The sequence below is a fragment of the Paenibacillus sp. FSL W7-1088 genome, from assembly GCF_037969855.1.
Taxonomy (GTDB): domain Bacteria; phylum Bacillota; class Bacilli; order Paenibacillales; family Paenibacillaceae; genus Paenibacillus.
In genome coordinates this window covers 6,606,903-6,629,920 of record NZ_CP150216.1, presented here as the reverse complement: position 1 = coordinate 6,629,920, position 23,018 = coordinate 6,606,903, and the positions used below count along the sequence as shown (strand labels likewise).

Annotated in this window: 16 protein-coding genes; 11 read left to right on the top strand and 5 right to left on the bottom strand. The window is 50.8% G+C overall.

The features are described from left to right. Positions 1-166: 166 nt before the first annotated feature. The 3 genes from MKY42_RS29985 to MKY42_RS29975 form a co-directional block, all read right to left on the bottom strand. On the bottom strand, positions 167-1,003 hold the full coding sequence (locus MKY42_RS29985) for a methyl-accepting chemotaxis protein (RefSeq protein ID WP_090903467.1): 837 nt from the start codon (positions 1,001-1,003) through the stop codon (positions 167-169). 292 nt (positions 1,004-1,295) lie between these two features. Beyond that, positions 1,296-2,297 carry a GTP 3',8-cyclase MoaA gene (moaA, locus tag MKY42_RS29980; protein ID WP_090903468.1) on the bottom strand — a complete coding sequence of 334 codons (1,002 nt, stop codon included), beginning with the start codon at positions 2,295-2,297 and terminating at the stop codon, positions 1,296-1,298. Positions 2,298-2,417: 120 nt separating this feature from the next. After that, complete coding sequence (locus MKY42_RS29975) at positions 2,418-4,640, bottom strand: methyl-accepting chemotaxis protein (protein WP_339846890.1); 2,223 nt, start codon at positions 4,638-4,640, stop codon at positions 2,418-2,420. A 543-nt stretch (positions 4,641-5,183) separates the two neighbouring features. Between MKY42_RS29975 and MKY42_RS29970 the strand changes: the two genes are divergently transcribed. The 11 genes from MKY42_RS29970 to MKY42_RS29920 all read left to right on the top strand — a co-directional run bounded on the left by MKY42_RS29970 (position 5,184) and on the right by MKY42_RS29920 (position 17,696). Continuing rightward, positions 5,184-5,999 carry an ABC transporter ATP-binding protein gene (locus MKY42_RS29970; protein WP_339846887.1) on the top strand — a complete coding sequence of 272 codons (816 nt, stop codon included), beginning with the start codon at positions 5,184-5,186 and terminating at the stop codon, positions 5,997-5,999. Beyond that, positions 5,959-6,792, top strand: a complete 834-nt coding sequence (locus MKY42_RS29965; protein ID WP_339846885.1) for an ABC transporter permease subunit — start codon at positions 5,959-5,961, stop codon at positions 6,790-6,792. Before MKY42_RS29970 ends, MKY42_RS29965 begins: the two co-directional genes overlap by 41 nt. Then, a complete protein-coding gene (locus tag MKY42_RS29960) occupies positions 6,789-7,739 on the top strand; it encodes an ABC transporter permease (RefSeq protein WP_256222263.1) in 951 nt (316 codons plus the stop codon). Before MKY42_RS29965 ends, MKY42_RS29960 begins: the two co-directional genes overlap by 4 nt. A 102-nt stretch (positions 7,740-7,841) precedes the next feature. Beyond that, positions 7,842-8,915, top strand: coding sequence for an ABC transporter substrate-binding protein (locus MKY42_RS29955; RefSeq protein ID WP_090903472.1), 1,074 nt, complete (start codon positions 7,842-7,844; stop codon positions 8,913-8,915). Between the two features lie 87 nt (positions 8,916-9,002). Beyond that, positions 9,003-10,376, top strand: a complete 1,374-nt coding sequence (locus MKY42_RS29950) for an aspartate aminotransferase family protein (RefSeq protein WP_339846881.1) — start codon at positions 9,003-9,005, stop codon at positions 10,374-10,376. Between the two features lie 79 nt (positions 10,377-10,455). After that, positions 10,456-11,721 carry a M20 family metallo-hydrolase gene (locus MKY42_RS29945; protein ID WP_339846878.1) on the top strand — a complete coding sequence of 422 codons (1,266 nt, stop codon included), beginning with the start codon at positions 10,456-10,458 and terminating at the stop codon, positions 11,719-11,721. Between the two features lie 166 nt (positions 11,722-11,887). Then, positions 11,888-12,769: a nitrilase-related carbon-nitrogen hydrolase gene (locus tag MKY42_RS29940; protein WP_339846875.1), complete on the top strand. Its 882-nt coding sequence runs from the start codon at positions 11,888-11,890 to the stop codon at positions 12,767-12,769. A gap of 127 nt (positions 12,770-12,896) precedes the next feature. After that, complete coding sequence (locus MKY42_RS29935; protein WP_339846872.1) at positions 12,897-14,267, top strand: NAD(P)-dependent oxidoreductase; 1,371 nt, start codon at positions 12,897-12,899, stop codon at positions 14,265-14,267. 464 nt (positions 14,268-14,731) lie between these two features. After that, positions 14,732-16,027 (top strand): NAD-dependent dihydropyrimidine dehydrogenase subunit PreA, encoded by a 1,296-nt coding sequence (gene preA / locus MKY42_RS29930; RefSeq protein WP_339846869.1) that lies wholly within the window; start codon positions 14,732-14,734, stop codon positions 16,025-16,027. After that, on the top strand, positions 16,024-17,463 hold the full coding sequence (gene hydA, locus MKY42_RS29925) for a dihydropyrimidinase (RefSeq protein WP_339846866.1): 1,440 nt from the start codon (positions 16,024-16,026) through the stop codon (positions 17,461-17,463). The genes preA and hydA overlap by 4 nt, the downstream gene beginning before the upstream one ends. Before the next feature lie 5 nt (positions 17,464-17,468). Next, complete coding sequence (locus tag MKY42_RS29920) at positions 17,469-17,696, top strand: hypothetical protein (RefSeq protein WP_110000715.1); 228 nt, start codon at positions 17,469-17,471, stop codon at positions 17,694-17,696. A 4-nt stretch (positions 17,697-17,700) separates the two neighbouring features. Here the strand turns inward: MKY42_RS29920 and MKY42_RS29915 are convergent, their stop codons facing one another. Continuing rightward, a complete protein-coding gene (locus MKY42_RS29915; protein WP_339846861.1) occupies positions 17,701-19,389 on the bottom strand; it encodes a PucR family transcriptional regulator in 1,689 nt (562 codons plus the stop codon). Positions 19,390-19,762: 373 nt separating this feature from the next. Beyond that, positions 19,763-22,981 carry an efflux RND transporter permease subunit gene (locus tag MKY42_RS29910; RefSeq protein ID WP_339846859.1) on the bottom strand — a complete coding sequence of 1,073 codons (3,219 nt, stop codon included), beginning with the start codon at positions 22,979-22,981 and terminating at the stop codon, positions 19,763-19,765. Between the last annotated feature and the right edge of the window lie 37 nt (positions 22,982-23,018).

Genomic DNA, 23,018 nt, shown 5'->3' with positions numbered 1-23,018 from the left:
TCGTTAGATCTCAGATCTGGGCCAATGGAAGCGAATAGCGTGTCTCAGGTTCATTCAAACAAAATAACACGAACAAGGGATGTCCCTGTCATATTCATGACTTATGGGACATCCCTATTGTTTATATGCTGGCCTTATAGTTAATGCGCCAAATGAGTATTCTATCTTATTCTGCCTGCAATAGCATGGATTCAATGAAAGACTTGAGATCCTTGGATGCGTTGTTCAGTTGATCAATCACCTCGCTGAACTCGGTGACGAGTTCGGCCTGCTGGTTGCTGGATTGGGCGATGGATGTAATCTCCTGTTCCATCTGACGAATGGAATGCTGTACTTCCTTCAAGGAGCGTTCAATGTTCACTGTAGCTTCTTTGGTTCCGGTGGATAATTTGCGTACTTCGGTAGCAACAACGCCAAAGCCAGCGCCTGCTTCTCCTGCTCGAGCCGCCTCAATAGCAGCGTTCAGGCCTAGCAGGTTCGTTTGCTCCGAAATTTCACGAATGAATGAAGCCACTTTGGTGACTTCACTGGAATTTTGCACCGCCATCCGTGTGTTGTCCAAAATCTGTGAAGATGAAGCGGTCAGTTGCTGGGATTGAGCCGCTACGGTCTGAACCATATCGGTTAACTTACCGCTGATTTCCCCGATCAATTCGGTGAAGTGCTCCAGTTTTTCCTCGTTTTTGAGTGAAAATCCAATGGCCAATGCGCCTACGATCTGGCCTGCCTCATCGCGAAGCGGGGTAGCCGCCGAGTTAATGGGAGTCCCGTAGTGATGCGCTTCAATACGATTGGCTGAAGTCTCACCATGCATAAGTGCCCGGCGTAGTGTAGGATCTTCAAGCGAGATCGGATCTCCAGCCTTGATACCCAGATCAAGATCTTCGCTCCGTACGTAATACCGGAACTGCTCCATATCGGTAACGGCAATCATCAAATCATTTTCCTTGAGCATGATTTTAAAATACGGGCTTGCTGCAACAAGTGCTTCAACAATATTCAATTGGATCAACTCCTATATATGTGAGCGTATTATCTTGATGTATTGTATATTCATCGTCAGAATTGCGGGATTCTTGAAGGCTTAAAGAGGACATATGGCAGATTAATTTTATTTTCCGATGACAGAACAACCTTCCGATCGCTGTTATCCCCAGATTTTTTCTGATCCAAAAAGCTGCTGAAGACAGAACGTCCTCAGCAGCTTTTGATACAACAATGATTGGTACAATCATGAAGTGAATCGCTCTGATGCACATAAATATGGATGTATTACCCGCCAGATCACGCTTTGCCTATCCACCAATCTGGGACATGCGTCGTACCGTCGGTGTATGGCTTTGCATTTTCTGCTCCAGGGCCAGCGCCATTTCATGGTTCTTCGGTTTGGTGCCAAGTGCCTTAAGGAAGAGTGCCGCCATAGCATCGGGAGCATCTACGTAGCGGCGCACGTTGTATTCATCCGACCAGTACAGACAAGCTTTGATATGTCCGTCTGCTGTCAGGCGGAGACGGTTGCAGTTGTCACAGAAGTGATCACTGACCGGATGGATCAATCCGAATGTCCCTTGTGAACCGGCAATCTTCATGTTTCGTGATGGACCATTACCTGCAGGACCTGCCGTATTTTCCACCGTCCAGCCAGCCTCAGCACATACCTCCGTGACTGCCTCCAGCGGCAAATACGATTTGCGCCATGAGTCCGAAGCCTGCCCAATCGGCATATATTCAATGAAGCGCACATGCAGTGGCTGATCTATGGTCATGGCAATGAAATCTTTGATCTCATCATCATTGATGCCCTTCATTAACACGACATTCAGCTTGATCGGAGCAAGTCCAACTGCCGTGGCGGCTTCAATGCCTTTCAGCACCTTGTTTACATCCCCGCCGCGAGTAATCATGGAGAAACGGCTCGCCTGCAGGGAATCCAGACTGATGTTAATTCGGTTCAGTCCAGCGTCTTTCAAGGCCTGAGCTTGTTTGTCCAGCAGCAATGCATTGGTAGTTAACGCAATATCTTCAATCCCCTCAATGGCCGAGATCATACTTACGAGTTGATGCAGATCTTTCCGTACCAGTGGCTCGCCTCCGGTCAGGCGGACTTTGCGCATCCCCATTGGAGCCAGCACTTTGAGCACCTGGGCGATTTCCTCGTAGCTCATAATTTGGTCATGCGGGGCAAATTCCATGCCTTCTTCGGGCATACAGTACACACAACGCAAATTACAGCGGTCCGTAACAGAAATACGGATGTAGTCATGTATTCTGCCAAAAGAATCCTGGAGCATTTCCATGCAGACCACCCTTTCATTGAATCAGATTGGAAAGCTTCTATATGAAATGAACCGACAATGTACTAAACGAACAGTTGCATCAAATTTTAGCTATTTCTCCAATCCGCGTCAATGATAACGTCAGATAATCGCGTTTTTATCGGGATGGGTCAGTTGGAATTGCCCCACAAGCTGCTGCAAGAAGACCGTGATGGCTTCTACATTGTGCGATGAATGCTGGACGTGCAGCATGTCGTTAATAAGCTCAACCATCTCGGCTTCCACCTCCGAAGACGTGGAACGGTTTTTGTGGCTGATGGCGGCGATATTCTCCATCAATACCACGACCTGATCTACAACCTGTGTTCTTTGGGGTTCTTCAGCCGTAGCACTTTGCAGTAACCGTGAAGCAGCCTGAACAAGCGTGGTGCCTTCAGCCAGCACCTGATCGCCTTCCTTGATGGATTGCGAGGCTGCTCCTGCTGCTACAGATATATTATCCAGAATCTGATGAATATCTTCCGTGGAGGAACGGGATAATTCGGCCAGCTTGCGAATCTCACCAGCAACGACGGCAAATCCGCGTCCATGTTCGCCGACATGGGCTGCTTCAATGGAAGCATTCAGTGCAAGCAGGTTGGTCTGTGCCGAAATTTCATCAATGACAGCAAGTGCGCGGTAGATGTCCTGCATGGTCGCCATAAAGGATAAAATCGTATGGTTGGTGTCAGACACGGCTCCCGAGATCTGGGTCATTTTGTCTCCGATACGCTCCACTTCCTGACGGGCAACGTCAATCTGCTCTGTGGCAGACACTTCAAGCTGCTGTAGAGTGAGGCGCATTTCGTCGGCGGCTACTTTGGCCTGATCCAGGTCCTCTAGCTGCTTGCGTATCCCCTTGATCATGGAGCCAAGTTTGAGATTTACACGTTCGGTTGTACCCTGTGTAGTTTCCGTTGAGGCTCGCATCTGGTGCTGGTTGTTCATCACATCCACGGTGGCAAGCTGTACCTTGAGCATGATTCCTTCCAGAGAGTCGATCATATTGTTGATCCATTTCGCCAGTTCACCTGATTCATCCTGGGCAAAAGCCGACGTGTCCAGACGCTGGGTCAGATCGCCTTTGCCTTCGGCGTTAATCCGAATAAATCGGCTAATGCGGCGCAAATCCTCATGGACCCGTTGAACATGTTTGCGTTGCAGTTGGTTTGCAGTCAGGAATCCATAGATGATATTAAAGGCAGCGATGGCTGCTGCGCTCCATGCACTTCCAGTCAGCGCATATACAAGTGCCGCTCCTGCAATGCCTGACAACAGGATGTACAAGCTGTGCTGCTTGAATTGGCGCCAGCCAATGCTGCGTATCCGATACACTTCCTCCAGATCGCCTTCACACATCATGCCCCACAGATCCGGACAGTGGGGAAGCTGGAACGTGATGCCTTTACCGATAACTGAAATATGACGATAATCCGAATAACCCGGAAATGCTACAAACAGATTGGAGCCATTGCGAATGGTATTCGCTACACCAGGATGAAGTTCGTTGGTGGAAGGATCGGTAAACATCAGTTCCAATTCGGTATGTTCTTTAACAGATACCACGCCCCATTCGGTGGTTACGCCGTCTTTCAGATTCTCCCCATGGGTGAATGTATGATCCTCGAAGCGGCTGCGGGACAGGGCAGTCCCGGGTTGAAGCGTGGGTCGCAGTCTCGACTCAGCCATGAATAGATAATTATCCCCGGAATCGGGGTAGATGTGGCCTGATTCACGCTGGATAAGATCGCCCAAGACATCATTAGGCACGCGATTGCACAGGGAGCCGATGTAACGGCCGTTTTCCATGATCGGTACGATAAACATCAGGGTTACATCATCGTGAAACGTGGAAGAACGTGGTCCAATTTCTAGTGTGAGCGGATCAGAATAAGGTCCAAACAGGCACTTTTGTCCGTTGATATCCGCTTGGGTATACCTCAGTCCTGGCCCAATCAAAGCATTTCCATCTTCGTAGACTTGTCCAATATGTTTCTTATATGTAGAAAATACAACCTGGTTTTGCTCGTTCAGCATAAAAAGCTCAGTACTATCAGTAGCGCGTGCATAACTTGCTGCGAACCATACCTCCAATCCGTGTACATCTTCCGTGCCTTGCAACATACCTTGCGGATGAACAGCTCGTACCTGCTGAAGCAATCGATCCAGATGATTCCACTGCTCCTCAGCCCAATCCATCAAGAGCTGCCGCCGGGTCTCGGCGATGCCCTCAAAGATTTCCTCTACGTCTTGCTTCATACTTGCATTCAACCGATACGACCGCCACAGCGGCCACCCTTTTCTCCATCCCAGCCAATCAAACATACGGACCACCCCGATTTCTGATTTTGAAAATCCTTTGCGAGACTGTTCGGAAACGCGATTATCCAGCCACTATGGGTGGTGGAAGGGAATCAATGACACCGCCTTCATGATCCCAGAACCAGACACCGTATCGGGGCGAGAGTTCACGTCCTTCTATATGAGCATTTTGTAAAATGCTGTTATCAATGTTTATACAAGAAAATCAACAAGAATACGAGGGTATATGTCATATTTTCCGAATATTTATTCAATAAATACAAATGATTATCCGCCTTTATTGAACATGACAAGAATTCTGTGTGAGTGAAGCAGATGTAAGATAACATACACGAAAATTAACATGCTTAGGACTGAGAATCGATATCATTTTACACTGTGTAACATGAACAGGCCCATACTCAAAACAGTCTGTATAATGTAATCCCTGCCCAAAGATATATAGTATTACCTAACAAGCAAAACCTGTTACGTTCGTGTATATAAACCTTCCATTCAGCCTTGGTGTGAAAAGATTGCGAGCTTCCCGCGAAAAGGAGAATGCCCATGTCCTCAATCATCGTCCCCGACACCTGCCATATTGAGCTGGATCACGTGTCCGTTGTATTTGGCAGTGGAGCACAGCAAGTTACCGCCCTGTCCGACGTTTCGTTTCAAATCCATTCCAATGAATTTGTCTCTCTGCTTGGCCCCTCGGGGTGTGGCAAGTCTACACTGCTTCGACTTGTAGCCGATTTGCTCCAGCCAACGACAGGCAGCATCCGGGTTGCCGGGGAAGAACCAGAGCGGGCGCGGTTGCAGCGCCAGTTCGGTATTGTCTTTCAGACACCAGCTCTGTTCGATTGGCGCACGGTACGTCACAATGTGGAGCTTCCCCTGGAGCTGCTCGGCACAAGCCGGAAGGAGTGCCGCCGCTTGAGTGGTGAACTGCTTGAAATGGTCGGGCTGACCCGCTTCGCTGACCATTATCCATGGCAGCTCAGTGGGGGCATGCAGCAGCGTGTTTCCATCGCACGGGCACTGGCGCTTGATCCGCCATTGCTGCTTATGGATGAACCTTTCTCCGCACTGGATGAATTCACGAAGGAGAAGCTGCAACTGGAGCTGCTTGATATTAAGCGATCTACAGGCAAGACATTCCTTTTTGTTACACACAGTATCCCCGAAGCCGTATTTCTATCTGACCGCATCATCGTCCTCTCCGCACACCCTGGTCAGGTGCACTCCATTCATTCCGTTAACCTGCCAGCCGAGCGGGATCGAGAGCTGAGGGAAACCGAAGCCTTTTACTGCATGATGACCACCATCCGCAATTGTTTCTATGAGGAGCGTGATCCAATCCATGTTCCTGCACACCAATAAGCTGGGTTTTCGCTCATGGGTAGTGATCTGGATTTTGTCCGTATTGCTGCTGTGGGAAGGTATCGCCTGGATTCTCCACTTGTTCTTGTCACCCCAGCAGGCAGCATCCCGTCTTCCTTATCTGCACGAGGTTCTCGCAGCCCTGTTTCGTTACTCAGGCACATTGGCTGAACAGGGGGCCGTAACGTTTGGGAATGCAGCAATTGGTTTTGCCGGTGGAACTGTGTTAGGTCTGCTTCTGGCCCTGCTCATGAGTGTGGCGGTTTGGGTGGAACGTACCTTATCCCCGTATGTCATCTCTTCCCAGATGGTTCCCGTAATCGGTCTTGCGCCCATTGTCTATGGCATTATCCATAACGCCGAGTGGGCCCGAATTATAATGGCGGCTTACGTTACGTTCTTCCCGATTATCATCCACACACTCAAAGGATTAAAAAGTGCAGCGCCGGAGCATCTGGAGCTTATGCGTTCCTGTGGAGCTTCCCTGCCTGCGCGTTATATCAAATGTCTGCTGCCTTCTGCGCTGCCGGGTCTGTTTTCGGGTATGAAAATAGCTGCTCCACTCGCAGTCACCTCTTCCATTGTGGTGGAGCTGATGGGAGCCCCGGATGGACTTGGTGTACTAATGGTCAGTTCCTTGTATTACGGCAGTGCCCAAATCGGCATGTTCTGGGCAACCATCATGCTCAGCATTGGCATTGGACTTATCTCGTACCTTGCCATCAGCCTCGCTGAGCGCTGGCTAACCCCATGGCAGCCCGAATTTAGGGCCAAGGGAGGGCGTGCTGCATGATGAATGAACGTGTGATGGTAAGTCGCAAAGGTGAGGAGGGTGCGACTGTCTCTGTCTCTGGCACGGCCTCCATGGGGGAGTCTATCGCGGATTCGGTTAGGGTACCATCTCCTTCAAGTGCGGATATCGATGGACATCAGGGACAAGCCGCACAGAGGCCGCTGGGCAGTAGTGTTCGCAAAAGATCAATTGGATTGCGCCTATTGCCGTGGCTTGCAGGAGCCTTATTTCTAACCCTGTGGCAGCTTCGATTGTTCCATCAGTTATTCTCGCTTGAAAGTTACCAATTGCCTGTTCCGTCAGCGATTGCAGCGTCCATCAGGGAAAATGCAGAGATGCTTTTCCGATATGCGATGTACAGCGGAACCGAGATGCTGGGTGGATTTCTGCTCGGCTCCTTGCTGGGAGCCTTGGCCGCTGCGGGTGCATCCTTCTTTCCGACGAGCGGCAGGGCGGCGGTTGCCGTGATGTCAGCACTGAATGCCGTTCCGATTGTTGCGCTGGCCCCGATTATGAACAACTGGTTCGGGGACGGGATATGGTCCCGTATCGCCGTTGTAGCTGTAATTACGATGGCTGCTATGGCTGTGAGTTTATTCAAGGGATTAACCTCCATTCAGCCGCAATACAGTGATCTGATGGGTGGTCTTGCTGCCAGCAGGATGCAGGTTTTCGTGAAGCTGCGCTGGCCACATGCGCTGCCTTCCCTCTTCGCGGGTCTGAAAATTAATATGTCGACCAGCATTATTGGCGCCATTGTGGGTGAATTTTTCATCGCCTCCCAGGGGCTGGGATACTTGCTCTCGGATCAGATCCGACTGGCAAACATGCCACTTGCCTGGTCCTGTATTGTTATCGCCGCCGCGCTCGGTATTGTGTTGTATGAAGCCGTCGTTCTGGCCGAAAAACGGCTGACCCCGTGGAATCGTGCACATACAGACCCGTAAGCTCATCAAGGTGCCAACCTTCCACAGATCGATTGACTCGTGAAGCAGCGCTTCACAGTACCTGATTGAAAATCCTTATATAAACAGGGGGTTGTTCTGTACATGTACAAAACGTTAAAACCGGGTTTTCTGGTGTGGGTACTGTTGGTCGTTGCGATGCTGGGAGCGTGCTCCGCAAAATCAGAGCCTGTCACTCCTGCTGCTGCCAGCTCGGAGGGAGCGGGAGGGTCAGATCAGCCCTTAACCAAAGTGAAAATTCAGCTTAAATGGGTACCGCAGGCTCAGTTCGCCGGGATATACGCCGCTAAGGAGAAAGGTTTTTTTGCAGATGAAGGTATTGATGCCGAGATTATTCCGGGTGGCCCGGATATCGTGATCGAACAGCAGGTGGTCAACGGCGCAGCCGATGTGGGCATCACCGGGGTGGACAGTTTGCTGGTCAGCCGGGATAACGGTCTTCCGCTCGTCTCCCTCGCCCAGATTTCGCAGAAGAGCAGTTATCGATTGATTGCCAAGAAGTCCGCAGGTATTACCGATCCCGCCCAGATGAAAGGCAAGAAAGTGAGCACATGGTTTGGCAGCCAGCAGTTTCAGGTTCTCGCTTTTATGGAGAAGAACGGCCTTGATCCCAAGAAGGATATTGAACTGGTGAAACAGGGCTTCACGATGGATCAGTTCTTCAACGATCAGGTGGATGTTGCCACGGCGACAATCTATAACGAATATCACGTGGTACTGGAAAGTGGGACGAAGGAGTCCGACCTGGATGTATTCAACATTGAGGATGCCGGGGTAGGCATGCTGGAGGATACGCTGATCGCCAAGAAGGATTGGGTGGACAGTAATAAAGAGCTCGCGGTGAAAGTGACCCGTGCCGTTCTGAAAGGCTGGAACTACGCTATCGACAATCAGAATGAAACGGTGGATATCGTCATGAAGAACGTAACCGACGGCAGCACGACCCGTGAACATCAGGTGACCATGCTCGAAGAGATTGCGAAGCTGATTCGACCGGAAGGATTTACGGAGAAACAGGTGGGCAGTTTCGTGGATGAGTCTTTTACCCGGACTGCGGATATTGCCCTGAAGTATGGCCTGATCAAGAAAGCCGCTAATCTGGACGAAGCATTGGAGAAAAGCATCTATGAAGAAGCGGTGAAGGATGTGACGAACTAAATAAGTGTGGAGCGTTCGGAAGATGGTACTGCAATCGAAGTGTTCAATTGTAAAGTCTTAGGTTCAGCTTGGAGAGGAGGATGACGAATGAGCTCAGTGGATCAGCAACCCCAGCCTTTTGGTGGTACGAAGGAAGAGTGGCTGGAGAAGGATCGCAAATATGTGTGGCATCACATCTCGCCTCATAACGATCATCCGATGATTGCCGTAAGCGGGGAGGGCAGCTGGATCACGGATCAGGATGGCACACGGTATCTGGATGCGATGTCGGGACTGTGGTGTGTGAACGTCGGGCATGGACGCGAGGAAATTGCCCAAAGTGCCTATGAGCAGATGAAAGCTCTTGCGTACGTGCCCATGACCCAGAGTCATGAGCCGGCGATTCTGCTGGCAGAGAAGCTGAATGACTGGCTGGAGGGGGAATATCGCATTTTCTTCTCCAATTCAGGTTCGGATGCCAATGAAGTGGCGTTCAAAATAGCCCGTCAGTTTCATCACCAGAATGGTGAGCCCACTCGTCACAAATTCATCTCCCGTCACCGTGCCTATCACGGCAACTCCATGGGCGCACTGGGCGCTACCGGGCAAGCCGCCCGCAAAATCAAATACGAGCCGCTGGGCGTAGGCTTTTCACATGTACCACCTCCTTATTGCTATCGATGTCCATTTGGACGAAACAAGGATGGATGCGGATTGGAATGCGCCACTATCTATGAAGAGGTTATTCGCTGGGAAGGGCCGGAGACGGTAGCTGCGGTCATTATGGAACCGGTCATTACAGGGGGCGGCATGATTGTCCCGCCTCCGGATTACATGCGCACCGTGCAGGAGATTTGCCAGCGCTATGGGGTGCTGTTCATTGTGGATGAGGTTATCTGCGGGTTTGGCCGCTCCGGGCAAAAATTCGGTCATCAGAATTACGGGGTGCAGCCCGACATCGTCACGATGGCAAAGGGCATGACGAGTGCATACGCCCCATTATCGGCGACAGCCGTTCGAGCGGATCTGTATGACACGTTCAGAGTACCCGGACCCGATTCACACTTTCGTCATGTGAATACATTCGGGGGCAATCCTGTATCCTGCCGTGTGGCACTGGCAAATCTAGAAATTCTGGAACGAGAGAATCTGGTCAGCCGTGCCGATGAACTTGGATACCTGCTTCGGGATAAGCTGGAGCCGCTGCTGGAGTTATCGGTGGTTGGAGATATCCGCACATTTGGCTTCGCCTGCGGGGTGGAGCTGATTGAAGCCGATGGTTCGCCTGCTCATGCGGATAAGGTCATGAACGTGCTGGCAAGCTGCAAAAAGGACGGCGTCCTGATTGGCAAGAACGGTGATACCGTGCCTGGCTTTGCGAATATTTTGACCATCTCACCGCCGTTTGTCACAACCGAGGAGGAATTGGACCTGATCGCTGGCAGTTTGCTGGCTGCACTACGCAGTTTGGATGCAGGGTAGTGATGGTGTCGAAGCGGAAATTTAGGTGGAATTTCTATTTATATCGTGCTTTTGAATAGGTGTAAGGAGGCGAGGGAGAATGCAGACCACCACCGGGAAAATCATCAATCAGCTGCGTCTGGATAATCGAATTGAACAGCTGTCTCGTATTGGCCGAATAGTGGAGACGGGTGTCTGTCGACTAGCGTTAACCCCGGAAGATATGGAGGGCATTATCCAGGTTCGTCTATGGATGGAAGAGGCGGGACTTGTGACTCGCCTTGGTCCGTTTGGTAATCTGATTGGCCGTCTTGAGGGTACAGATTCGTCCCTGCCGATCCTCATGATCGGTTCGCATATCGATTCCCAGCCGTATGGCGGTCGGTATGATGGGGCCATCGGCGTCCTTGGCGCGCTGGAAGCTGTGCAGTGTCTGATGGAACAAGGCATTCGCCCACGGATGCCGATTGAGGTCATTGCTTTTTGTGATGAAGAGGGGTCGCGTTTTAACAAAGGATTATTTGGTTCACGTGGTATAACCGGACAGCTGGATGAAGGAGAATTGGAGCGAAAGGACAAAAATGGGGTGACTCGACGAGAGGCATTGGAGGCCTTTGGCTGTGCACCAGAACGATTTGCCGAAGCGATCTATCCGGCTGGTTCGATTGGCAGTTATCTGGAACTGCATATTGAGCAAGGACCTGTTCTCGAATCGCTGGACGCTCCGGTAGGTCTGGTGACTGGCATCTCGGGCCCGCTCTGGCTCACGGTGACCATGAAAGGCATGGCAGGGCATGCCGGGTCCGTACCGATGGGGATGCGTCATGACGCGCTGGTGGGCAGCGCCAAGATCATTGCGGCTTTTGACGATATGGTCAGAGAAGATCCTGATGCTCCGACAGTAGGGACCGTGGGGAGCCTCCGTGTCTTCCCGGACTCACGCAACATTATTCCTGAGCAGGTCAGCTTTACGGTTGATTTGCGAGATATGGAGATGGAGCGCAGAAATCGGCTTGAAGGAAGGTTAATGAGCCTTTTGGATGACGTTAGCTCGCAATACGGCCTGACCTACTCCTTGACCGAAGATACCAACAGTGAACCGCGATATTGTGCAGAACGAATCAAAAATGCCATTCGCTCGTCTGCCGAAGAGATCGGCCTGCCTTTACCGGAGCTGATGAGTGGTCCATTTCATGATGCACTGGCCCTTTCTTACGTGTGTGACTATGGCATGATCTTTGTTCGCAGCAAGGATGGCATCAGCCATCATCCAAGTGAGTATTCTTCGCCCGAGGACATTGCTCTCGGTACAGAAGTGCTGTACCGCACGATCAGGCAGATGTGCAGCCCGGAAATTGGTGAATAACGAGGGGACATACAGGAGGGAAGACGATGGAAGTTCATTTCTTTCATTTCTTTGGTAACGATCCGATGGATACTTCAAATGCAATAGAATCGGTGGGATTTACAGTCATATAAGATGATGATTTTCATATAAACGGACAGTTTCTTAGAGGAGGCGATGTGGCGTTATGGGTAAAATCAGCATCGGGATGATTCAAGCCTCTCACGAGGTGGAGGGCTCGGCCCCAGTTGAAGTGCATAAGGAGGCCGCCATTCAGAAACACATGGCGCTGGTGCGTGAAGCGGCTGCTCGGGGAGCACAGATTATTGGGTTGCAGGAAGTGTTCTACGGACCTTACTTCTGCACGGAGCAGAGCCCCAAGTGGTATGCATCTGCCGAGCAGGTGCCGGAAGGACCGACGACCAGGCGTTTTCAGGAGCTTGCGAAGGAGCTTGGGGTGGTAATCATTTTGCCTGTATATGAGGTGGAAGGAATCGCTACGTACTACAATACGGCTGCTGTTATTGATGCGGACGGCTCCTACCTGGGAAAATACCGCAAACATCATATTCCGCATGTGGAGGCAGGCGAAGGCACGAATGGGTTCTGGGAAAAATATTATTTCAGACCCGGCAACCTGGGGTACCCGGTATTTGATACAGCCTACGCCAGAGTGGGCGTGTATATCTGTTATGATCGTCATTTTCCGGAAGGAGCAAGGCTGCTCGGGCTGGCGGGAGCGGAGATTGTATTCAACCCTTCCGCAACGGTAGCCGGAACATCGGAATATTTGTGGAAGCTGGAGCAGCCTGCCCATGCGGTGGCTAACGGCTATTATGTGGCTGCCATCAACCGAGTGGGCGTAGAATCGCCATGGAATATGGGTGAATTTTATGGTCAGTCGTATCTGGTGGACCCGCGAGGCAGGATGGTGGCCATAGGCAGCAGGGATCAGGATGAGGTCATCATTGGCGAGATGGATACGGAGTTGATTCGGGAAGTGCGCAATGTGTGGCAATTTTACCGGGATCGACGGCCCGAGACCTACGAACATCTCGTTAACTTGTAGCAATATTTGGGGATAACAGCGATTGATCGAAGATAGTTCTGCCATTGCATTACCCAGTGTGAATCAGTCGTTAACTTTATCCGGCGGCTAAAGGAAAAACAGAGATCAAACCTTGGAGGTGTAAGACATGATGAACAGCGCAGGAGCAACGTTGTCCGATTACGGATGGGAGAGTCGTTTTACCGAAATGAAACCTGCAATGACGGGCAAGGAAGCGATGGAGGAATCGAACCGCTGTCTGTACTGTTATGATGCACCCTGTATCAAGGCATGTCCAACCGACATCAATATTCCTTCGTTTATCAAAAAAATATCGACAGGTCACCTCAAAGGCTCGGCTCGGACCATTATGGAAGCCAACCCGGTGGGAGCAAGTTGTGCGCGGGTGTGCCCGACAGAGGAACTGTGTGAAGGCGCTTGTGTACTGAACGAGTCATCCAAACCGATTCGGATTGGTGATTTGCAGAGATATGCAACAGACTGGGCACGGACGAAGAATGAACCGTTATTCAAGGCAGCGCCTGCCAACGGAAGAACTGTTGCGATTGTAGGAGCAGGGCCTGCGGGATTGTCTGCGGCCAGAGAGTTGGGGCGTGCAGGGTACGAGGTGACGATCTATGAAGCCAAAGCGAAAGGCGGAGGGCTGAACACGTATGGTATCGTGTCCTTTCGCCTGCCGGAATCCGTAGCTTTATGGGAAGTCGAACAGGTGCAAGCACTGGGTGTGCAGATTCGGTATGGTGTGCGTATCGGGGTGGATGTGTCCGCTGAAGAGTTATTGGAGCAGCACGAAGCCGTTATTCTGGCTTGTGGCATGGGCGCTGTTACGATGCTTGGCATTGAAGGAGAGACGCTGGAGGGCATCTATGATGCCATTGAGCTGGTGGAATCCACGAAGCAGGGTGTGCCTCCGGCACTGAACGGTCTGAAGGTTGCCATTATTGGTGCGGGCAATACGGCAGTGGATGCAGCAACCTGTTCGGTGCGTTTGGGGGCCGAGCGTGTGCAGATGCTTTATCGACGCGGGGAGAGCCAGATGACGGCTTATGCCTTTGAATATACATTTGCGAAGCAGGAAGGTGTGGAATTCCGCTGGTTTACCATGCCGAAGCGCATTATTGGAGACGAGAATGGGCGAGTTCAGGCGTTAGAGTGTGTGAAAATGAAGCTGGTTACTCCACCTGGAGGTGGTCGGGCACTGCCTGTGCCGATAGAGGGATCGGAGTTCATGCTTGAATGTGACACTGTTGTTCGAGCCATTGGACAGAACCGTTTGCTGCCATTAATTGAGGCATTTGGCCTGCATCATCACTGGGGTGTTGTTGAAGTGGAACCACAGACGTACCGTACGTCCCATCCACAGATCTATGCGGCAGGTGATGTGATCTTCGGACAGGGGCAGGGTGAAGCGATGGTGGTCTCCGCAGCACAGCAGGGCAAGTTGGCGGCTGCATCGGTGATGAAGGTGTTGCCCGGACAAGTGGAAGAGACGGCGTGAGCAGCGAGGGAGACAAGGGAAAGTGGAGATTGCACGGAAAGCGTGCAATGAAAGGGTGCAAGGAGAGAGTACGGGTGGGAGAGCGCAAGGGGACAGCGAGAGTGACAGAGGAATAAAGCTGAGCAAGAGGTGTGTGTGCATCAAATTCTCGTGTCCCTGACGCGCTAACGAACCCCACACATCTTATAGTGGCGATTATGAAGGATTGAAAAATCTAACGAATCTCACACGTCCTATTTTGATGAAAAACCGTTGAAATAAAGCCGAAATGAGTTATTACAGCAATATAAGACTTCTACGATTCCTTAGATTTTGAATTCACCACATATGAGTCAAATAAGAGGTCTGCGGTTCGTTAGAATTTAGGTGCTATCCAGAAACACCATTACTACGCAGAGAGCCTGAGCACGACCAAATATTCTAGTGTAACTAGTGAGTTCAAACCACACCAAGGAGGGATCGTTATGGCTGACTTATCCATTAATCTGGCAGGTATTCGATCGCCCAATCCATTCTGGCTGGCCTCGGCGCCGCCTACGAATACCGGATATCAGGTTCAGCGCGCCTTTGAAGCAGGCTGGGGTGGTGCCGTCTGGAAGACGTTGGGCGAGCCAATCATTAACACCTCTTCGCGATTTGCAGCCGTTCATTTTGGCGGGCAACGCGTCGCTGGTTTTAACAATATTGAATTGATATCCGACCGTCCGCTCGAGGTGAATCTGCGTGAAATCGCAGAGACCAAGAGGCGTTTCCCGGATCGGGCAGTGGTTGCTTCACTCATGGTGGAACCGAAACGGGAGAAGTGGCATGAGATTGTGAAGAAAGTCGAAGCTGTCGGCGTAGACGGGCTGGAACTGAACTTTGGTTGTCCGCACGGCATGGCCGAGCGTGGTATGGGGGCAGCGTCTGGTCAGCAACCGGATCTGGTTGAATTACAGACGATGTGGGTGAAGGAAGTGGCAACCACACCTGTCATTGTGAAGCTAACGCCCAATATCACCGATATTACGGCAACTGCCCGGGCTGCCGTTCGCGGCGGTGCGGATGCGATTTCCCTGATTAATACGATCAACTCCCTGGCGGGTGTGGATCTCGATTCCTGGAATACTGTGCCTCATGTAGGTGGCAAAGGGGCGCATGGCGGCTACTGCGGTCCGGCTGTGAAGCCGATTGCCCTGAACATGGTTGCCGAGTGCGCGCGCAATCCGGCAGTTGGGGTACCCATCTCCGGCATCGGAGGCATATCCGATTGGCGGGATACCGCAGAATTTTTACTTATGGGTGCGACGGGGGTTCAGGTATGCACCGCAGCCATGCATCATGGCTTCCGTATCGTGGAGGACATGATCGATGGCTTGAACGACTATCTGGATGAGAAAGGTCTGCGAAGTGTATCTGAATTGATTGGCCAAACGGTTCCGCGTTATTCCGATTGGGGCAATCTCGATTTGAATTACAAAGTGGTAGCCCGCATCAACCGCGATGTCTGCATCAACTGCAACAAATGCCATATCGCCTGCGAAGACACCTCGCATCAATGTATTGATATGCTGTCTGATCCCTCTGGCTCCTATCTGGAGGTCGTTGAGGAAGATTGCGTCGGATGTAATCTGTGCTCGATTGTCTGTCCGGTGGACGGCGCAATTGAGATGGTAGAGATCACACATGAACAGGAACCGTTAACCTGGAATGACCGTCAGTCTGCGATTGCCCTGCTGCAATCGGCCAGAGATCAATCCACCAAGGAGGCGATATCATGAGTACCCGCAAATTGATTCGTAATGGAATGTTGGTCACGGCGTCGGATACGTTTGAAGCGGATATCTGCATTGAAAATGGAAGGATCGTGCAGATTGGCATGGGACTTGTGCCGGATGAACGAACGGAGGTTGTGGATGCGTCCGGCTGTTATGTCATCCCTGGCGGGATAGATCCGCATACTCATCTGGATATGCCGTTCGGCGGAACGGTGACGGCGGATGATTTTGCAACAGGAACCGCAGCTGCTGCCTTCGGCGGCACAACGACAGTCATTGATTTCTGTTTGACGCAAAAAGGCCGACCTTTGCTGGAATCCCTTCAGGAATGGCATGCCAAAGCCGAGGGCAAAGCCGCCATTGATTACGGGTTTCATTTGATGATTGGCGAGATGAATGATCAGGTGCTGGAGGAACTGCCACAGATCATTGAAGAAGAGGGTGTGTCTTCCTTCAAGGTGTTCATGGCGTACAAAAACCAGTTTCAGGCCGATGACGGCATTCTCTTTCAGACGCTGCAAAAGGCCAAAGAGTACGGTGCACTCGTCATGGTACACGCCGAGAACGGCGATGTTATTGATCTGCTGGTCCGGCAGGCGCTGGCGGATGGGAGAACAGAGCCGATCCACCATGCGCTTACCCGACCATCCATTCTGGAGGGTGAGGCTACAGGACGTGCGGCAAGATTGGCAGCACTTGCCGATTCACAGCTCTATGTGGTGCATGTGACCTGTGCCGAGGCCGTGGAGCAGATTGCGCGTATGCGAGACATGGGCTACCGAATCTGGGGCGAGACCTGCCCGCAGTACTTAACTCTGGATCAATCGAAGATGGATCAACCGGATTTTGAAGGTGCAAAGTATGTCTGGTCCCCACCGCTGCGTGAAGCCCCTCATCAGGAAGTGCTGTGGAATGCACTCAAGAACGGTCAATTGCAGACCATTGGCTCGGATCATTGTTCATTTAACTTCAAGGGACAGAAGGATCTGGGGCGGGATGATTTCAGCAAAATTCCAAATGGCGGACCTGTCATTGAGGATCGGCTGAGCATTTTATATTCCGAAGGGGTAATGAAGGGGCGGATTTCGCTGAATCAGTGGGTGGATTTATGCTCTACACGGGCAAGCAAACTATTTGGGTTATTTCCGCAGAAAGGAACCCTTGCTGTGGGGACAGATGCAGATATCGTTATTTTTGACCCATCGATCTCAAGGGTAATTTCGGCAGCTACCCACCATATGAATGTGGACTATAGCGCCTTTGAAGGCATGCCAATTCAGGGATGTCCGGTGACGGTGTTATGCCGCGGGGAATATGTGATTCGGGACCGGCAGTTTACCGGAGTGGCAGGCGCGGGCCGTTATGTGAAGCGTGACAAATATGATGCCGGTGCACCATTACCTGTGAGACAGCCAGTGACGGCAGTGAATGGAGGGTGAAGCTGATGTCTGACCATGATGTATTTGAAGCGGAAAAGATAGCGATTGAACGAATGGTGGCGCAGGGTTATCGTATTTATGCCGTTCGGGAACATCTGGAGGGTGCTCATGTCGTTTGGGGGCACCCCGACCTTCCCGGGGAGAAGCAGGAACAATATGTGGGTACGGCGTCTGGGCGGAAGTGGTTCAGCCAGATCCTGATCCGGCAGCTTCAGGAGCAAAAAGGAGCGTAGAGGGTCACGCGAGTGGCCCATGAACGTATTCATATGCATAGATGGCCAGTTCGATGGCGACGCGTTTCTCGGGGAGGGTATAGTCATCACCCAGGAGTGTCTCAATTTTGTGTAATCTGTGATATAACGTCTGTCGGACGATAAACAAAGCCGTGGCCGTCTCCTGCTTGGAGCAGCACAGAATAAAATATTGTTTAAGCGTACGTAACAACTGGCCGCCTTTTTCGGCATCATAACGAATGACCGGCCCGAGATATTCCTCAATGAAGTTATCCAGACTGCCGCTCTGCTTCATGCTGGCTATAATGCGATAGCAGTGAAGATTGCTGTAAAAGGGCTGCTGCATCACACCGATGTCCTTCTGAATGCGCAGGGTATCCTTGGCTGCCTCAAGGCTGTCTTTCAGACGTGATAGATCAGCACAGCTGTGACCGATGCCGAACAGACCCGAGAAGAGGCGATGGGTCTGTTCCTGTTCATGCTGCTGTAACTGTTCAATGCACCGCCAAAGACTGCTTTTACGCTGCGATCCAGGCAAAGGGTCAATAATAATCAGAATGATCTGGTGGTTTAAAACCGTGCTATATAGGGCGAATCCTTCCCGCGAGAAAACGGAACGGGCAACGATGTTACGTTGAATCAGCAGTTTCTGTAGTTTGAGACTGTCTGTGTAGCTGGGGTTGCTATCGAACAAAATGACAGTACCTTTTCCAGAAGCAAGCTGGGCATTGGCAGCAGATACATATTCATGAATTTCTTTCGCAGAATGATGTCCGTTAAGCCAGTCAATGACCCACATATCTTCTTTATAGCGTCGTTTTTCCTCCATGTATTTGGTGCGCATCCAGTCCTGAGCAATGGCGGCTGCACAACGTTCCAGTGCCTGAATGATGAACTCATCAGAGGGTCTGTTATGCAGGTCCTGATCATGATCCGGCAGCCTGTTGAGCATCAGCACCAGATCGGCAAATACATAATCAAGCGCCTGAACAGGCAGGGTGAGTGCATCCAGTGAATGCACCGAGTGATTCCTCTGCACAGAATGATCTCCCAAATGATCTCCATCGTCCGAATGACCACGACGTGTCAACCACTCCTGCCGACGAATCTCCAATTGGGCTGGAGGGCAGTAGGGAACGGCACTTGCTTCCCCATCCAGTGGATATAACGCTACAGGGTAACCCGTTGTGCGAGACAATAGTCGGAGCAGTGGTTGTACACCGTCTCCATTCAAAAGAAGTTGGTTGAACGAGGTGGTGAGGCTGTCGAGCTCGGCAAGCATACGCTGGTGGCTGCGAATCAGGGCGAAATGCAGGTCCTGTGTAATATCGATATAACGCACTTGTTCGTGGAACCAAATCAGTGGGAAATCCTCTTCTGCTGCAAGTTCCTTCATGGGTCCAAGCTGGGACTTGGTGTGAGCCCCCAGTTCGATACAGAGTCCCGCAGCTCCGCGAGCAATTAACTGCCGCAGGAAAGACAGCCCCTGTTTCTCATCATCCTGCCAGCCAATGCCGGTCGTCAGCACCAGTTCCCCGCCATTTAGCAAATTGCCTACTTCGGTAACCTCCATGATGTGCACCCAGCGCACGTATCGCTCCAAGGCCCGTTCACTGGCGAGCACCTCAGCCTTGCGGAACACCGGACGTTTCAGCATGTCTCTCATCTGAATATGCAGCGTCGTTTCCCCCACACCATCACCGTCCTTCCCACAAATACATGCAGTTTTCCATACCCGTTTTGTAAGTCGGGCTTCTGAAGAGCGTTTGTTTTGATTATAAGTCTGTTTACAGCAGATGGGCTTAAATCTCACGTTCATTTGTTTTATTTTACAAAAGGACCTCTTCCTTTTATGGAATAAAACAAAATGGATTATTCCTATGTAGTTCTATCTGACATCAAGATGTTTCTATGACCGATGCTAAGAAATTATAGCTAAATGTAAAACACCCCTTAGCCGGAGATCAGAATGTAAAACCATTCTAATGTGGACTAAGGGGTGTTCTAAGTTAGAAGCTCATCTTAATTCTGAATGATGATTTGATTTGATCAACAGAAGGTGTCGATTAATCTTCAATTCTTTTCTTTTTGAACTTCATCAGGAACTCATACACGATTGGCACGATAACCAGAGTCAGCAGCGTGGAGCTGATCAGACCGCCGATTACGGTAATTCCGAGACCTTTCGAGATGATCCCTGCGCTTTCTTCGAGTCCTGTCACCAGTGGCAGCAAGGCACCAATGGTAGCCAGAGCTGTCATCAGAATTGGACGCAGACGCGTTGCTCCGGCTTCCAGCAAGGCTTCACGAGTAGGCATTCCCTCTTTTTCCTTGTGAATAACACGGTCGATCAGGACGATGGCGTTGGTGACCACGATCCCGATCAGCATCAGTCCACCCATCATGGCAGATACATCAAGCGTACCACCAGCCACGAACAGGCCAACCATAATACCAATGACGGTAAATGGCAGGGAGAACAGGATGGCAAATGGCGCCAGTCCACCGCCGAACGTTACGACAAGCACAAAGTACACAATTGCAATGGCTGCCAGCATGGCCAGACCAAGTTGGGTGAACGTGTCATTAATCTGTTCGGTTGTACCGCCAAACTTCACTTCAACACCATCTGGCAGATCCAGTTTGTCGATGTTCGCCTGCAAATTTGATGATGCTTTTTGTACATCGGAAGCGAGAATGTTGGCAGTCACCTGTGCGACAACCTTACCGTCAATACGCATGATGGAGTTCGGTGAGGTGCCTTCTTCCACTTTGGCGACATCTTTGATTGGTACTTCGATGCCGAGTGGTGAAGTGACTTTTTCGTTTTCAATATCAGCAATGCTGCTAAATGTCTTTTTGTCAGTCTCTACATAGACTTTATACGTTTTGTTATCGATATCTACTTCTGTGAGCACAGGGCGTTCACGTGCAGGGCTGAGCGTCATAGCCAGTTGGCCAGCAGTCAGACCCAGCGAGCTCAGTTTCTCCTGATCCGCGACGAGCGTGTATTGCCCGTAGGTATCGGAGAGTGTAGTGTCGGCTTTTTCAAAAGATTCCGTATCTGCTTCAACCAGTTTCAGAATTTCATCCGAGACAGGTTTGATCTGATCTACATTGTCACCATAGATGGAAAGGCTCAAGCTGCTGCCTCCCAGACCGCCGGACATGTCAAGCTCACTCCAGGTTCCTACAGTAACTTCTTTCTTCAGACCTTCCACAAGTTGTTCTTTCACTTTTGTAAAGTCTTTCGTATCTTCGTTATATTCGATATAGAAGAGAGCAGAGTTGGAGCTGCCTCCACCCATGCTGCTCAGTGGATTACTGCCGCCGATGGAATACTGCATTTTCTCCAGACCTGGCTGCGTCAGCAACCACTTCTCGGCTACAAGTGCTTCTTTTTCTACATCCTCACGCAGAGCTCCAGTTTCCGGGCTGTACGTAATGGTCACATATTTATCCTGTTGTTCCGGTAAGAAACTTGCACCGATGAACGGATAGAGGAACAAACTGCCGACCAGCAGCAATACAGCAACGCCAACCGTGATGAGTTTATGTGATAATGTCCAGTTCAAGAGTCGTTTGTAACCTTCAGCCATCTTGCCTGGTTTTTCCTCATGATTCTGCTTGTTCTTCAGACCTTTGCGGAACAGCGTGTGTGCCAGCATCGGTACAATCGTAACTGCCACAATCAGGGATGCCAGCAAAGCGAAGACCATAGTCAGGGCAAATGGCATGAACAGCTCACCGACCATACCACTCACCAGTGCCAGCGGCAGGAATACCGCAATGGTTACGATGGTGGAAGAGAGGATCGGAATGAACATTTCCCGGGTAGCTTCCCGGATCAAATCACGGCCTTTGAGTTTTTCTCCCTTGAGTGTCAGTCTGCGATAGATATTCTCGATAACAACGATGGAGTCATCGACAACCCGTCCAATCGCGACCGTCATGGCACCCAGGGTCATCATGTTCAGCGTAATGTCCATCATATTCAGTGCTGTCAATGCAATGAGCAAGGAGAGCGGGATAGAGACAATGGAAATAATGGTGGAGCGAATATCACGCAGGAACAACAGAATGATCAAAATGGCGAACAAAGCACCAAACATCGCTTTGAACAACATCGTGTTTACGGAGTCCTGAATAGGTTTACCTTGGTCAAGCAAAACAGTCAAATCGGCGTTTTTGAACTGCGTTTGCAATTCTTCCGCTTTGTCTTTAACCGCCTTAACGACATCTACCGTATTGGCATCATTGGACTTAACGATGGAGATCCCGATGGATTCCTTACCGTCTGTCCGGGAGATCGATTCCGCCTGACCAATAACTTCAATTTTGGCGATCTCGCTTAATTTAACCGTTGGAATTCCAGGTGCGTTACCGGCGCCTGAAGTACTGCCCACGCTGGCATTTCCGCCAGCGGCTTGTCCTGCAGCCTGGTCAGCACCTTGCGCAGAGCCTTGAGCTGCCCCGCCAGCTTGTGCGCCGGCGCCTTGTGGTGCTGTGGCAGAACTACTGCCTGCTCCTGCACCGCTTGGTACAACCGGAATGGCGAGATTTTTCAAATCATCCAGATCGATGATATTGCCATCAACAACAACAGCTTTCTGCGCTTTGTCCAGTTCGAACAGTCCGAGTGGTACACGGACAGAAGAGCCTTGAACGATACCGTTGACTGTATCTTCAGTCAAACCGAGTTCATTCATTTTTTTCTGGTCAAACTTCAGTTGAACTTCCTTAACATATTGGCCGGAAACCTGGACTTGAGCTACACCCTCAATATCTTCGAGTGCAGGCTGGATATCCGTTTCAACAAGTCGAGTCAATTGTTCCAGATCGCCGCCGTCCTTGTCAGACAAGCTGAGCGAGACAACCGGGAAGGAGTTGATGCTGAACTTCGAGATAGTTGGTTTCTGTACCCCATCCGGCAACTGCACCTCATTCAGTGCTTCACGTACCGCTGCGGTAGCATTGCCCAGATCAGTACCATAGTCAAATTCGAGGGTGATGGAAGAGGCGTTCTCCATGGAGGTGGAGGTGAGTGTCTTAATTCCCTCTACATTTCTTAAGGTCTGTTCGAGTGGCTTGGTGACATCCTCGACAATACCTTCTGGAGCTGCCCCTGGATCAATGGCCGTAATACTCAAGAAGGGCACATTGATGTTTGGAATGGTCTCCTGTTTCATCGTCAGTCCGCTGTACAAACCGGCGAAGGAAACGATGATGGTCAGAATCCAGATCGCAAACTTGTTGTTCAGTGAAAAATTAATAATTCCTTTCATACGATGGTTTCTTCTCCTCTCTGTTTCTCCCTGTATT